The 12510-nt window shown below is 72.7% G+C and carries 17 protein-coding genes; 14 read left to right on the top strand and 3 right to left on the bottom strand.

From position 1 onward, the window contains the following. The first annotated feature begins 38 nt into the window (after positions 1-38). Positions 39-395: an STAS domain-containing protein gene (locus GA0070215_RS14690; protein WP_018789120.1), complete on the top strand. Its 357-nt coding sequence runs from the start codon at positions 39-41 to the stop codon at positions 393-395. 10 nt (positions 396-405) lie between these two features. On the opposite strand, the gene GA0070215_RS14685 is transcribed toward GA0070215_RS14690, so the two are convergent. Then, entirely contained in the window at positions 406-1674 is a 1269-nt protein-coding gene (locus tag GA0070215_RS14685; RefSeq protein WP_026268771.1) for an MFS transporter, read from the bottom strand. Positions 1675-1723: 49 nt separating this feature from the next. On the opposite strand from GA0070215_RS14685, the gene GA0070215_RS14680 reads away from it, so the two are divergent. The 4 genes from GA0070215_RS14680 to GA0070215_RS14665 all read left to right on the top strand — a co-directional run bounded on the left by GA0070215_RS14680 (position 1724) and on the right by GA0070215_RS14665 (position 3641). Beyond that, complete coding sequence (locus GA0070215_RS14680; RefSeq protein WP_091046364.1) at positions 1724-2407, top strand: FadR/GntR family transcriptional regulator; 684 nt, start codon at positions 1724-1726, stop codon at positions 2405-2407. 40 nt (positions 2408-2447) lie between these two features. Beyond that, positions 2448-2918, top strand: coding sequence for a large conductance mechanosensitive channel protein MscL (gene mscL, locus GA0070215_RS14675; RefSeq protein ID WP_018789123.1), 471 nt, complete (start codon positions 2448-2450; stop codon positions 2916-2918). 79 nt (positions 2919-2997) lie between these two features. Further along, a complete protein-coding gene (locus GA0070215_RS14670; protein WP_026268772.1) occupies positions 2998-3246 on the top strand; it encodes a hypothetical protein in 249 nt (82 codons plus the stop codon). Between the two features lie 29 nt (positions 3247-3275). Further along, positions 3276-3641 (top strand): hypothetical protein, encoded by a 366-nt coding sequence (locus GA0070215_RS14665; RefSeq protein ID WP_018789125.1) that lies wholly within the window; start codon positions 3276-3278, stop codon positions 3639-3641. A gap of 4 nt (positions 3642-3645) precedes the next feature. Here GA0070215_RS14665 and GA0070215_RS14660 read toward each other — a convergent pair whose 3' ends face one another. Then, complete coding sequence (locus tag GA0070215_RS14660) at positions 3646-4872, bottom strand: benzoate/H(+) symporter BenE family transporter (protein ID WP_091046361.1); 1227 nt, start codon at positions 4870-4872, stop codon at positions 3646-3648. A 57-nt stretch (positions 4873-4929) separates the two neighbouring features. Between GA0070215_RS14660 and GA0070215_RS14655 the strand changes: the two genes are divergently transcribed. From GA0070215_RS14655 to GA0070215_RS14635, 5 genes are all read left to right on the top strand, one after another. Then, positions 4930-5493: a helix-turn-helix domain-containing protein gene (locus GA0070215_RS14655; protein ID WP_018789221.1), complete on the top strand. Its 564-nt coding sequence runs from the start codon at positions 4930-4932 to the stop codon at positions 5491-5493. A gap of 93 nt (positions 5494-5586) precedes the next feature. Next, positions 5587-6306 (top strand): PP2C family protein-serine/threonine phosphatase, encoded by a 720-nt coding sequence (locus GA0070215_RS14650; protein WP_018789220.1) that lies wholly within the window; start codon positions 5587-5589, stop codon positions 6304-6306. 52 nt (positions 6307-6358) lie between these two features. Then, a complete protein-coding gene (locus GA0070215_RS14645) occupies positions 6359-7558 on the top strand; it encodes a GNAT family N-acetyltransferase (RefSeq protein ID WP_091046357.1) in 1200 nt (399 codons plus the stop codon). Positions 7559-7597: 39 nt separating this feature from the next. Then, entirely contained in the window at positions 7598-7822 is a 225-nt protein-coding gene (locus GA0070215_RS14640) for a ZIP family metal transporter (protein ID WP_244167002.1), read from the top strand. Between the two features lie 230 nt (positions 7823-8052). Then, positions 8053-9210 carry a hypothetical protein gene (locus tag GA0070215_RS14635; protein ID WP_091046648.1) on the top strand — a complete coding sequence of 386 codons (1158 nt, stop codon included), beginning with the start codon at positions 8053-8055 and terminating at the stop codon, positions 9208-9210. A 154-nt stretch (positions 9211-9364) separates the two neighbouring features. On the opposite strand, the gene GA0070215_RS14630 is transcribed toward GA0070215_RS14635, so the two are convergent. Next, entirely contained in the window at positions 9365-10447 is a 1083-nt protein-coding gene (locus GA0070215_RS14630) for an NAD-dependent epimerase/dehydratase family protein (protein ID WP_091046353.1), read from the bottom strand. Between the two features lie 356 nt (positions 10448-10803). On the opposite strand from GA0070215_RS14630, the gene GA0070215_RS14625 reads away from it, so the two are divergent. The 4 genes from GA0070215_RS14625 (at position 10804) to GA0070215_RS14610 (ending at position 12308) form a co-directional block, all read left to right on the top strand. Further along, positions 10804-11058, top strand: coding sequence for a type II toxin-antitoxin system Phd/YefM family antitoxin (locus GA0070215_RS14625; RefSeq protein WP_018789215.1), 255 nt, complete (start codon positions 10804-10806; stop codon positions 11056-11058). After that, on the top strand, positions 11055-11429 hold the full coding sequence (locus GA0070215_RS14620) for a type II toxin-antitoxin system VapC family toxin (RefSeq protein ID WP_018789214.1): 375 nt from the start codon (positions 11055-11057) through the stop codon (positions 11427-11429). The genes GA0070215_RS14625 and GA0070215_RS14620 overlap by 4 nt, the downstream gene beginning before the upstream one ends. A 343-nt stretch (positions 11430-11772) precedes the next feature. Further along, positions 11773-12057: a type II toxin-antitoxin system Phd/YefM family antitoxin gene (locus GA0070215_RS14615; protein WP_018787151.1), complete on the top strand. Its 285-nt coding sequence runs from the start codon at positions 11773-11775 to the stop codon at positions 12055-12057. Beyond that, entirely contained in the window at positions 12054-12308 is a 255-nt protein-coding gene (locus GA0070215_RS14610; protein ID WP_091046349.1) for a Txe/YoeB family addiction module toxin, read from the top strand. The genes GA0070215_RS14615 and GA0070215_RS14610 overlap by 4 nt, the downstream gene beginning before the upstream one ends. The last annotated feature ends 202 nt before the right edge of the window (positions 12309-12510 follow it).

The following is a 12510-nucleotide window of genomic DNA, read 5'->3' as shown; positions in this document are numbered from 1 at the left end:
GTGGGATACCGTTTCTCCCGAACACAGGAGGTCGACGTATGTCCTTGACGGTGCACACGGAACAGCGCGGCGACGTGGTCGTCGTGTCGGTCGCGGGCGAGCTGGACATGGCCACGGCACCGCAGCTACAGGACCAGATCACGGATCTGCTGGACAAGGGGCGCAGCCGCCTCGTCTTCGACCTGGCCGAGGTGTCGTTCTGCGACTCCACCGGGCTGTCGGTCTTCGTCCGGGCGAAGAACAACTGCGACGAGGCGGGCGGCGTGGTCCGGCTGGCCGCCCCGCAGCGCGGCGTGCTGCGCATCCTTGAGGTCAGCGGCCTGGTCGAGGTGCTGCACACGTACCCGACGGTGGAGCAGGCCGTCGCGGGCGATCCCACCCCGGCCTCCTCCTGACCGAAATCTTTCAGCGCTCGTCCTCGATGTAGCGGGGACGAGCGATCACCATGCCCGCGGACGTCTGCACGGCCAGCGCCACCAGCAGGAAGCCGATCGGGGCGGTCCAGCCGCCGGTCGCCTCGTAGAGGATGCCCACCAGCAGCGGTCCGAGCGCCGCGATCACGTACCCGGTGCTCTGCGCGAACGCGGACAGCGCCACTGTTCCCTCGGCGGTCCGGGCGCGCAGCCCGATCGTGGTCAGGATGAGCGGGAACGCGCCCTGACCGAGCGCCAGCAGCAGCACCCACAGCGGTGCCAGGCCACGCGGGGCCAGCGCCAGACCGGCGTACGCGACGGCGGAGAACACGGTCAGCGACAGCACCAGTGGCCGGAGCGTGGCCAGCCGGCCGGCGAGCGCCGGCATCGTCAGTGCCACCGGCACGCCCAGCGCGGTGACGCCGGCGAGCAGCAGCCCGGCCGCCTCCGGCCGGTACCCGGCGTCCCGGAAGAGCTGGGCCAGCCAGCCCATGATCGCGTACCCGCTGAGCGACTGCGCCCCGAAGTAGACCGCCATGGCCCAGCCGAGCCGGGTCCGCCCGGGTTGCACCCGGGCCGGGGCGGCGACCGCCACCGCCGGGGGCGCGGCCCGCCGCGCGGCGCGGGCCCGCAGCGCCAGCGGCACCCACGGGAGTACGGCCAGCGCGGCCAGCCCGGCCCAGATGCCGAGTCCGGCCCGCCAGGAGCCGAACGCGTGGGCCACCGGCACCGCGGAGGCGGCGGCCACCGTCGTGCCCACCGTCAGGGCCATCGTGTACGCCCCGGTGACCAGTCCGGTTCGGTGCGGGAAGTGCTGCTTGACGAGCATCGGCAGCAGGATGTTCGCCACCGCGATGCCGGCCAGCGCGAGCGCGCTGGTGAGCACGAAGACGGCCGCCGAGCCGGTGACCGCGCGCAGCACCTGCCCGGCGGTGAGCGCCAGCATGGCCAGCACCAGCACCCGGGGCGCGGCCCAGCGGCGCACCAGCCACGGGGTGAGCGCGCCCAGCCCGGCGAACGCGATGGTGGGCAGCGTGGTGACCAGGCCGGCCATCGCGCCGGAGAGGCCCAGGCCGACCCGGATCTCGTCGAGCAGGGCGCCGAGGCTGGTCACCGCGGCCCGCAGGTTCAACGCGACGAGCAGCATCCCGGCCAGGACGAGCAGACCGCCCCGGACCGGGCCGGCCGCCGGGGCGGGGCCCGCCGCGGGCGTGACGGCCGGGGCGGGCACTGTCGCGGCGGGCGCAGGTGGCGGAGTCATGACCTCGAACCTACAATCATGGGATGAATTTCGGCACGAGGTGTAACCGGTGACACCCGCCGTGGATTCCGTCGCCGTGCCTCCGCGCGGTCACCGGGTCCGCCAGACGATCGAGCAGCTCCGGGAGCGGATCCTCGGCGGCGAGTGGCCGGTGGGCGGGCGCATCCCCACCGAGCCGCAACTGGTCGCCGCGCTCGGTGTCGGGCGGAACACGGTCCGCGAGGCGGTCCGCGCGCTCGTGCACGCCGGGGTGCTGGAGTGCCGGCAGGGCTCCGGCACCTACGTGGTGTCGACAGACGAGCTGGCGCCGGTGGTGGCCCGCCGGCTCACTGACGACCGGATGACCGAGGTGGTCGAGGTCCGGCGCGCGTTCGAGGTGGAGGCCGCCCGGCTCGCCGCGTTGAGGCGTACCCCCGAGGACCTGGCGGCGCTGGACGGCGCGCTCGCGGCCCGCGAGGCGGCGTGGCACGGCGGCCGGGTGGACCAGTTCGTCGAGGCGGACGCCGCGCTGCACACGGCAGTGGTGGCGGCCGCGCACAACGCCATGCTCGCCGAGCTGTACGCCTCGGTCGGCGCCGCGCTGCGCAGCACCGTGGCCCAGGCGATGGGCGGGGCGCTGACCCCCGAGCGGTACGTGGATCACGGCCGGCTGGTCGAGGCGATCCGGGCCGGCGACCCGCAGCGGGCGGCGAGCGAAGCAGGTGCTTTTCTCGAAGGGCCCGCCGGGGAATAGGTTGTCCCGGACGCAGACTCATCAGGGCACGGGAGTACGGATGCTCAAGGGCTTCAAAGACTTCATCATGCGCGGCAACGTCGTCGACCTGGCGGTCGGTGTCGTCATCGGCGCCGCGTTCACCGGCGTGGTCACCCAGCTCACCAAGTCGTTCCTGGAACCGCTGGTGCGGGTGTTCATCGTGTTGATCACCGGCAACGAGGACGGGATCGGCGGCTCGACGCCGTCCTTCCGCGGTGTCGACTTCGACTGGGTGGCGTTCGTCAACGCGCTGATCACGTTCGTGCTCACCGCGGCGGCGCTCTACTTCCTCGTCGTCTACCCGATGAACAAGCTCGCCGAGCGGCGCAAGCGCGGCGAGGAGCCGCCGCCCTCGGCACCGAGCGAGGAGGTCAAGCTGCTCACCGAGATCCGGGACGCGCTGCTCGCCGGCAACCACGGCACGCCCGGCCAGCGCAGCGCCCTGGACGACGTGCTCGGCCGCCGGCAGGAGCCGCCCGCGCCGCGCTGAACGCCATAGCCGATCGGCCCCCGCGACGATCTCGCGGGGGCCGACGTGTATCGAACACATGTTCGATAGAGTCCCGGGCATGGAGCAGCGTAGGCACTGGTGGAACGGGAAATGGGGACGCCTCGCCCGGCGTGACGTCTTCCTCCGGGTGGACGGCGACCGCTGGCACGTGGAGCAGCGGGCCGGCGGCGCCGAGGGGGTCTCCCGGTTCTACGAGCACGCCAGCGTGGAGGAGGCCGAGGAGACGGTCCGGGCGCTGCTGGACGGCACCGACACCTGGCGCGAGCTGTCCCCCCGCCCGCCGGGCGGCTGGGCTCCCTCCGTTTAGCGCCCGCGCGCCCCGGGAACCGCTTCTGCATGAGCCAGCAGCAGGACACCGTCTCCCGGGTCACCACCGGCATGCGGGTGGTCGACTCCGCAGGCGTCGAGGTGGGCACAGTCGATCTTGTGCAGCGCGGCGACCCGGCCGCGGTGACGGTGCAGGCGCCCGCCCCGGTCGACCCGGGCAGCAGCCTGGACGAGCTGATCGAGTCCGCGGCGGCCGAGGAGCCGGACGTACCGGCCGACCTGGCCGCCCGGCTGCTGCGCGACGGCTACCTCAAGGTCTCCACCGAGCTGGTCCGCACCGGCGCGGTCTACGTGCTGGCCGATCGGATCGCCGCGGTAGGCGACGGCGCGGTACGCCTCACCGTCCCGGTCACGGAGCTACCCGCCGAGGAGTGACGGGTCACCCGGTCCGGCTGGGAAGCGGCGCGGCGGCCTCCTCCGCGGCTTCCTCCTCCGGCGGTTCGGCCACCGGACGGGTTGCCGTCCGGCGGCGGAACAGCAGCAGCATCAGCCAGCCCGCGACCAGTCCCCAGAACGCGCCACCCACCCCGAGCAGGCTCACCCCGGAGGCGGTGACCACGAACGTGACCACCGCCGCCTCCCGCGCGTCCGGCTGGGCGACCGCCGCCGTGACGGCTCCGGCGAGCGCACCGAGCAGGGCGAGCCCGGCGACGGCCTCGACGAGCACCGGTGGGGAGAGCAGCACCAGGGCGGTCGCCACGCCGGCGCCCAGGCCGAGCAGGGCCAGGCCGATCCCGGCGGTGACGGAGGCGATCCAGCGCCGCTCCGGGTCCGGGTGGGCGTCCGGGCCGGCGGCCAGCGCGGCGGTGATCGCGGCCAGGTTCACCGCGTGCCCGCCCGCCGGGGCGCCGAGGGCGGTGGCGAGCCCGGTCACCCGTAGCGCCGAGCCCAGCGGGGCCCGGTAGCCGTACCCGGCGAGCACCGCGGTGCCGGGTACGTTCTGCGCGGCCATGGTGACCAGGAACAGCGGCAGCGCGAGCCCGACGACGGCGGGCAGCGTCCAGGCCGGCGCGGTGAGCGCGACGACCGGTGCGGCGTCCAGCCGGGCCGGCCCGGAGGTGGTCAGCGCGATCGCGACCACCGCCACGGCGAGCGCTCCCGGTACCGCCCAGCGGCGGGCGAACCGGTGCAGCAGCAGCCACACCAGCACCACCGGCGCGGCCAGCCGGGGCACCTCGACCAGGGCGCGTACCGGTGCCGTACACAGCGGCAGCAGCACTCCGGCGAGCATGGCGGAGGCGATCGGCGCGGGGATCGCGGCGACCGCGCGGCCGAGCGCGGGGATCAGCCCGGCCGCGATGATCAGCAGCCCGGCGAGCAGGAAGGCGCCGACCGCCGCGGGCCAGCCGCCGGCGACGGGTCCGGTGGCCACGAGCAGCGCCGCGCCCGGCGTGGACCAGGCGATCGACAGCGGCAGCCGGTGCCGCAGGCCGAGCCAGAGCGCGCAGGCACCGCTGGCGACGCAGAGCGCGAGCAGACCCGAGGCGGCCTGGTCCGGGTCGGCGCCGACCGCGCGCAGCCCGGCGAGGACGACCGTGAACGAGCTGGCGAAGCCGACCAGGGCGGTCACCACGCCGGCCAGGACGGGTTGGAGCCGACCGCCCATGCTCTCCTCCTCCGACCGTTCCGTTTACGGAACGGCACGGTGTAGCACGATAGCCCCATGACAGCCGCCGCACCAGCCGACGACCGGGGCGCCCGGGAGGTCGGCCGGCGCATCCGCTCGCTCCGCACCGAACGGGGCATCTCCCTGTCCGAACTGGCCCGCCTCGCGGGCGTCGGCAAGGCCACGCTCTCCGGCCTGGAGAACGGCGTGCGCAATCCCCGGCTGGAGACCCTGTACGCGATCACCGCGCAGCTCGGCGTACCGCTGACCGCCGTGCTCTCCGCGCCCGGCGAGGCGCCGACCGTACGCGGGACGGCGGTCGGAGCCACGCTGCTGGAGGTGTTCGACGACCGGGAGGCGACCTACGAGCTGTACCGGATGCGGGTCGACCCGGGCCCGGCGCAGCTCTCCCCCGCCCACTCCAGCGGCGTGACCGAACACGTGACGGTCTTCTCCGGCGTGCTGCGCGCCGGGCCGGTCGACGCCCCGCTGACCGCCGGTCCCGGTGGCTACCTGCGGTGGACCTCCGACGTGCCGCACACGTACGCGGCGGTGGGCGAGGAGGAGGTCCACGCGAGCCTCCTGCTGCGCTATCCTCGTCCGTCCACACCGGACACCTGACGCATACCCAGGATGCAAGCAGATGACATTTCTTTCAGCAGACCCGCCACCGCGTAGAGACGCGGAGCCGTTCTTCTTGGCAAGCTTGTCCTCATGACGCTCATCCTCCGCTCGGCCATCCTCAACGACGTCGGCCTCGTCCGGACCAACAACGAGGACTCCGCCCTCGCCGGTGACCGCCTCGTGGCGGTGGCCGACGGCATGGGCGGCCTCCCCGCCGGCGAGGTGGCCAGCGAGATCGTCATCCGGATCCTGGACGAGCTGACGCCGCCCACCGGCGCCGACGAGGCGGCCGACGCGCTGCGCGCCGTCGTGAGCACCGCGAACCAGCGCATCCGCGCGGCCATCACGGTGGACCCGGCCCGCGACGGCATGGGTACGACCCTCACCGCCGCCCTGCTCGCCGGGGACACCCTGGTGCTGGCCCAGGTCGGCGACTCCCGCTGCTATCTGCTGCGCGACCACGAGCTGACCCAGCTCACCCGCGACGACACGTTCGTGCAGGCGCTCGTCGACCAGGGCGCGCTCTCCCGCGACCAGGCCCGGCACCACCCGCAGCGCTCGCTCGTCACCCGCGCGGTGCAGGGCTCCGACGCGCCGCCCGCCGTCGGCGCACTCACCGTCTTCCCCGGCGACCGGCTGCTGCTGTGCAGCGACGGCCTCTCCGACTACGTGGAGGACGCCGCCATCGCGGCGGCGCTCGCCACCTACGGGGACCGCCAGCAGTGCGGCGAACAACTTGTGAAACTGGCCCACCAGGCCGGCGCGCCGGACAACGTGACAGTGGTCATCTCGGACATCACCGAGGCGTGAGCGGGTGCCCGTTCCGGTTGCGGACCGCGCCCGGTGCGGTTGGGATGAACGGATGCGCATCCGCCGGCTGGCCGCCGATGAACGACTGAACACCAGCTTCCCGCTCCAGGCGTACGCGTTCGAGGCCTCGCCGATGGACGCCTCCCGGACCGACCAGTTCCGCGCATACCTGCCGTACAACGCCGGGAACACGACGCTCGTGGCCGAGGAGAACGGGGTCACCGCGGCGGCCGCGTCGGCGATCCCGATGCGGCAGAACCTGCGCGGCGCGGTGCTGCCGATGGCCGGTGTCGCGGGCGTGGCCACCCATCCGCTGGCCCGCCGTCGCGGCCACGTCCGCACGCTGATGCAGCAGCTCCTCGACGGCATGCGCGACGAGGGCCACCAGCTCACCGCGCTGCACCCGTTCCGCGCCTCGTTCTACGAGCGCTTCGGCTACATCGGGCTGCCCCGGCGGCGTACCGCGATCTTCAGCCCGGCGGACCTGGCGCCGCTGCTGCGGGCCGACCTGCCCGACGAGCTGGTCTGGGAGCGGATCGGTGCGGGCTACCCGAGGTGGCGCGCGTACACGGAGCGGTGCCTGCGCGAGCGGCACGGCTTCGCGGTCTTCCCGGACTTCCGGGCGGTCGGCCTGCGCGACCGGGACGACCGCTGGCTGCTCAGCGTGGTACGCGGCGGCGAGACCGTCGGCGCGGTGACCTACCGCATCGACGACCATGCCGGCACGCTGTTCGCCGACGATCTGCTGGCCGACGACGCGTACGCCCGCGCGTCGGTGCTCCAGTTCTTCGCCCGGCACGTCGACCAGGTGGCCCGGATCAGCGTCCAGGTGACCCCCGACGAGCTGCCCGAGCTGTGGCTCACCGACCTCGACGTGCAGGTCGAGGCGCGGGTGTCCCGTCCCGACCCGACCGCGCCGATGGCCCGGCTGCTCAGCCTGGACGCGCTCGCCGACCAGCCGGTCGGGGTCGGCCGGGTGCTGGTCGAGATGGTCGGTGACCGGTGGCTCGCGGGCCGCCACCTGCTCGACGGCACCACCGGCAAGCTGGCGGTGCTGCCCGCGCAGACCGCCGCCGAGGGCAGCGTGCCGGCCGCGCGGCTCACGGCCGCCGGGCTGTCCGCCCTGGCGTACGGGGTGCTCGACCCGGCCGAGGTGGTCGTCCGCGGGTTGGGTGAGGTGCCGGTGGACGCGGCGGTCGAGCTGCGCCGCCTCTTCCCCCGTGAGCTGCCACACCTGTTCGCCGACTTCTGACCCGGTTGGCGGGGCACGTCCGGGGGGAGGGTCCAGCGCGTGCCGGAGTGGCTGCAGGCGGGATTCTGGGGCCTGCTCGCCGGACCGGCCCTGCTGATCGGGGCGGCCGTCGGGTTCTTCGTGCGCGTACCGCGCCGGGTGACCGCCTCGGTGATGGCGTTCGGGGCGGGCGTGCTGCTGTCCGCCGTCTCGTTCGAGCTGGTCGACGAGGCGCACGAGCAGGGCGATCACCGCGCTCGCCGCGGGGCGCGATCCTCGCGATGATCACGGACACCATGGTCCCGGAGGCGTTCACCGACGCGTATCTGCTGGTCGGGCTGATCACCGTGCTCGGTTTCCTGGTCGCGTTCGCGCTCTCGCACGCCTGACCGTCGGCTCGGCACCGCAGCGCCACCTGCCGCCGCCCGGCCGCGGGCACCGGCTTAGCGGCGGGTTAAGGATCGCCTGCGGAGTCGTGCCGGGGCGGCCGGTCCTCCTAGCATCGGGCGGTGCGCGTGAAGTCGGCTGTCAATCTCCTCGTCCTCGCCCTGGCGACTGCGACGCTCCCCGCCTGCGGCGGCGATGATCCGGCCCCGGCCCCCGCCCCGGCCACCGCGACACCGTCTGCGCCGGTCGCCGCCCCGTCGGCCGCCCCGAGCGGGCGGGCCGGTCTCGGCAGCGCCCGGCCGAGCCCCAGCGCGGCCACCGTCGCGTTCCGCGCCGGTAACCCGGACGGCCGGGCCGCCGTGCCGGTCGAGGCGCGGGCCGTGGACACTTCGCGCCCGACCCGTACCGTCGGCAGCGGCACCCCGGCGAGCTGCACCTCGGAGGCGGTGGTGAAGGCCGTCGCGGCCGGCGGCGTCATCACGTTCGACTGCGGGCCCGCGCCGGTGACCATCACCATGAAGGCCACCGCCAAGGTGGTGAACTCACACGGCCCGCGCGTCGTGCTGGACGGCGGCGGCACTGTCACGCTGAGCGGCGGCGGCAAGCGCCGCGTCCTCTACATGAACACCTGCGACCAGGCGCAGGGCTGGACCACCTCGCACTGCCAGAACCAGGACCACCCACGCCTCACCGTGCAGAACCTGACGTTCACCGACGGGGACGCCACTGGTGATCGCGCCGAGGGCGGCGGAGGCGGCGGAGGCGGCGCGATCTTCGTACGCGGCGGACGGTTCGCCGTAATCAACTCACGGTTCGTCGACAACCGCTGCGACCGTACCGGGCCGGACCTCGGGGGCGCCGCGCTGCGCGTGCTCAGCCAGTTCGAGAACAAACCCGTGTACGTCGTGAGCAGCACCTTCACCGGCGGGGTGTGCGCCAACGGCGGGGCACTGAGCAGCATCGGCGTCTCCTGGACGGTGCTGAACAGCGTCTTCCGGGACAACCACGCGGTCGGCACCGGCGCGAACCCGGCCCGGGGCGGCACGCCCGGTGGCGGCAGCGGCGGCGCGATCTACTGCGACGGCAACGAGTTCGCGGTACGCATCGCCGGCACGGTGATCGAGGACAACAGCGCGAACGAGGGCGGCGGTGCGATCTTCTTCGTGAGCAACAACCGCACCGGCACCCTGAAGATCGACAGCAGCACGCTGCGGCGCAACCCCAGCCGAGGCTTCGAGACGAAGGGCCACCCCGGCATCTTCTTCCTGGGCGCCCAGATCTCCTGATCCGTCCCGTCCCCGCACCCTCGCGCCCCACCGCTCGGCTCGACGATCAAGGGGTTCGTGTCCTAGTTGATCTCTGCGCGCGACACAAACTCCTTGATCAACGGGGCGAGGTAGGGGAGGGCGGGGTGGGTGGCGGGCGGGCGAAGGGCGCGGGTCAGTAGGGGTTGGGGAGGCCGGGGAGGTGGCCTCTGGCCAGGGCCGCGGGGCGGCCGGGCAGCGCCGGGTCCGGGGACAGCGGCGGGGCGTCGGTGCCGGCCCGGGTGGCCATGCCGGCGAACAGCTCCTTCAGTGCGGTCACCGTGTCGATGCTCGGACTCCAGCCGAGTTCGGTCTCGGCACGATGGCTGGACATCAACGGCACGTTAAGCGCCAGGTCGACCCAGCCGGTGTCGACCGGTTGCAGCCGCGCCCGCCAGGTCAGCGCCGCCGCGGCGCGCAGCACCGGCGTCGCCACCGGCACCGTCCAGCCGTGGAAGTGCCGGGCCACCAGCTCCGGCGTCAGCACCGGGTCGGCCGCCACGTTGAAGGCGCCGCTCGCCTCCCCGACGACCGCCCGGGCGTACGCGTCCGCGACGTCGTCGGCGTGCACCGCCTGCATCCGGAGCCGCTTGTTCGACGGCACCAGCGGAATCCGGCCGTACCGCAGCAGGCGCACCGGCACCAGCGGGCCGAGGAAGTAGCGGCTGATCTCCGTACCGGCCTCCCGCTGGAAGATCAGTCCCGGCCGCAGCCGTACCACTCGCAGGTTCGGGTGCTCCCGCTGCACGCCGTCGAGCAGCGCCTCCACCTCCGCCTTGTCCCGGCTGTACGACGACGTCTCCACACCGGTCGCCGGCCAGTTCTCGCTGACCGGGTGGTTCTTCGGGCCGGGCGCGTAGGTGCCGACCGACGAGGCGTACACCAGGGCCGGGACGCCGACCCGGACGGCGGCCTCGATCACGGCGCGGCTGCCGCCGACGTTGGTCCGGTAGAGCGTGCGGCGGTCGTGGCTGGGCTGGATCTGCCAGGCCAGGTGCACCACCGCCCGCGCCCCGGCGAAGATCCGCACGAGCTGGTCGGCGGCCGCCGGCGCGCCGATGTCGCAGGAATGCCACTCCACGTCGTCGTACGGTTCACCGGCGTCCGGTCCGGGCAGCCGGCGGGCCACGCCGACCAGTTCCGTGCCCGCCTCCCGCCGCAGCCGCCGCAGCACTGCCGTCCCCACGTTGCCGGTCGCCCCCACGATCACGATGCGCATGACAGGTGCGGTACCCGCTGAACCGGGCAGCAACCGCTCACGGACGGGGGTTCGTCCGCACCACCCCTTCTCCCGGTCACGGCGACCGGCAGTGGCGACAACCCCCGGGGTACGCGGACGCAGCGCGTACTCCCGTGGTGGTAGCCCGGTCGACGGCTCCGGGGCGACGCAGTGGACCGGAGGTACCACCATGCGAACCACACCGCCACCATCCCTGGTGATCCACTAACCCTGACTTCTCCCAGGGCGCAGACTCGGACGGCGTCTGGCGACCCCGGCCCCGACCAACCAAGGCCGCTGACGCACGCGGCCAAGCAGGCTAAACTAATCGCTTAGCTAAGCGAGGAGGTTGCCCCATGCCGGCTGAGGCCGTGCACTACAACATGCATGATGCCAAGACCCACCTGTCGCGCATCATCGAACGGGTGGAACACGGCGAGGAGATCATCATCGACCGGGCGGGCACCCCCGTAGCAAAGGTCGTACCGCTGGTCCGACGGGCCAACCGCACCGCCGTCGGTTCCCTCGCCGGCCAACTGGACCTCTCCGGCGACTGGGACTCGACACAGACCAACGCCGAGATCGCCGACGACTTCGGCATCGGCGCATGAACCTGCTGCTGGACACCCACGTCGCGCTCTGGGCCATCACCGGCGACCCAACCCTCGGCACCGAGTTGCTCGACCGACTACGCCACGACCCGGACATCTTCCTCTCCCCGGTCACCCTGTGGGAGATCACCATCAAACAGAGCACCGGGAAACTCGCCGGCCCCCCTGACCTTGCAGAGCGGGTAAGAGACATGGGCTTCCAGGAACTCCCGGTGACCCACGCCCACGCCATCACCGCCGGCCGCCTACCATCACATCACCGCGACCCCTTCGACCGCATGCTGGTGGCACAGGCAATCACCGAAGGGCTGACCCTCGCCTCCCGCGACGCGTCGATAGCACTGTATGACGTGGACGTCCTCAAGGTGTGATCGGGCAGCTCGGTCCACGCCCGATACCCGCGAGAGGTCCAGGCCCCACTCGCCACAGGCCGCCCACCCATTCCGAGCGACGCCGGCTACCAACCCCGGCGCAAGCCCCTGGGCGGGCCGGTAACTTCGCGGGTCTTCGCCCCCTCCGTCTGGGTATGCGGTTCGGTGGGCCGGAGGTACCACCATGCGAACCACCTCGCCACGATCACCGGTGATCCGCTGCCGCTACGCCCGCGCCGCTCCTGAGCCTGATCGACAGTTCAGGGCCAGACGTCGGACCATGTGACGAGGAGCCTCGGCAGACTTGTACAATTTGTTGTACGTAACGTTTGGAGGCGGCAGCATGCGCACCGTTCCCTACTCAGAGGTCCGGCAGAACCTGGCCAAGATGCTCGACCATGTCGTGGACGACGCCGAGGAAGTGGTGGTCACCCGTTCCGGCCGGGAGGCCGCGGTCATCATCTCGCTGCGCGAGTACGAGTCGTTGAAGGAGACGGCCTACCTGATGGCCAGCCCCGCCAACGCCCGCCGTCTGAATGAAGCCGTCGAAGAGCTGCGTAACGGGGGTGGGGAGATGCACGACCTGATCGACCCCGACGCCAGTTCAGGCGAGGCATCGGCAGCGTGAAGGTCCAGTTCGCCGGCCGAGGCTGGGAAGACTATCTGACCTGGCAACGAGATCGCCAGATGCTCAAACGAGTGAACGCCTTGATCGAGGACATCCGACGCAACGGCCACCAGGGCATCGGCAAACCGGAGCAGCTCCGCGGAAACTGGGCGGGATTCTGGTCGAGACGCATCGACCAGGAACACCGCCTCGTATACCGGATCATGGACGACACAGTGCAGGTCGCCCAGTGCCGCTACCACTACGAATGAGGTAGAGGACCACGCCCTCCGCCGAGGGACACGGCCCTGCGGCGGCTGCGTGCCGTCGTCATGCGACTTGCCGTACGACAACATCCCGGCCCGTCCAGCACCGCGCCACCGTGGTCAGCCACAGTCCGCGTCGAGAAGCCGAGCCGAGCGTCACCACGCGGCGCGGGCACCGGTTCCCATGAAAGATCAACAAGGTGGGCCG

The organism is Micromonospora marina, from assembly GCF_900091565.1.
Taxonomy (GTDB): Bacteria; Actinomycetota; Actinomycetes; order Mycobacteriales; family Micromonosporaceae; genus Micromonospora; species Micromonospora marina.
This window is presented reverse-complemented; position numbering and strand designations above follow the sequence as displayed.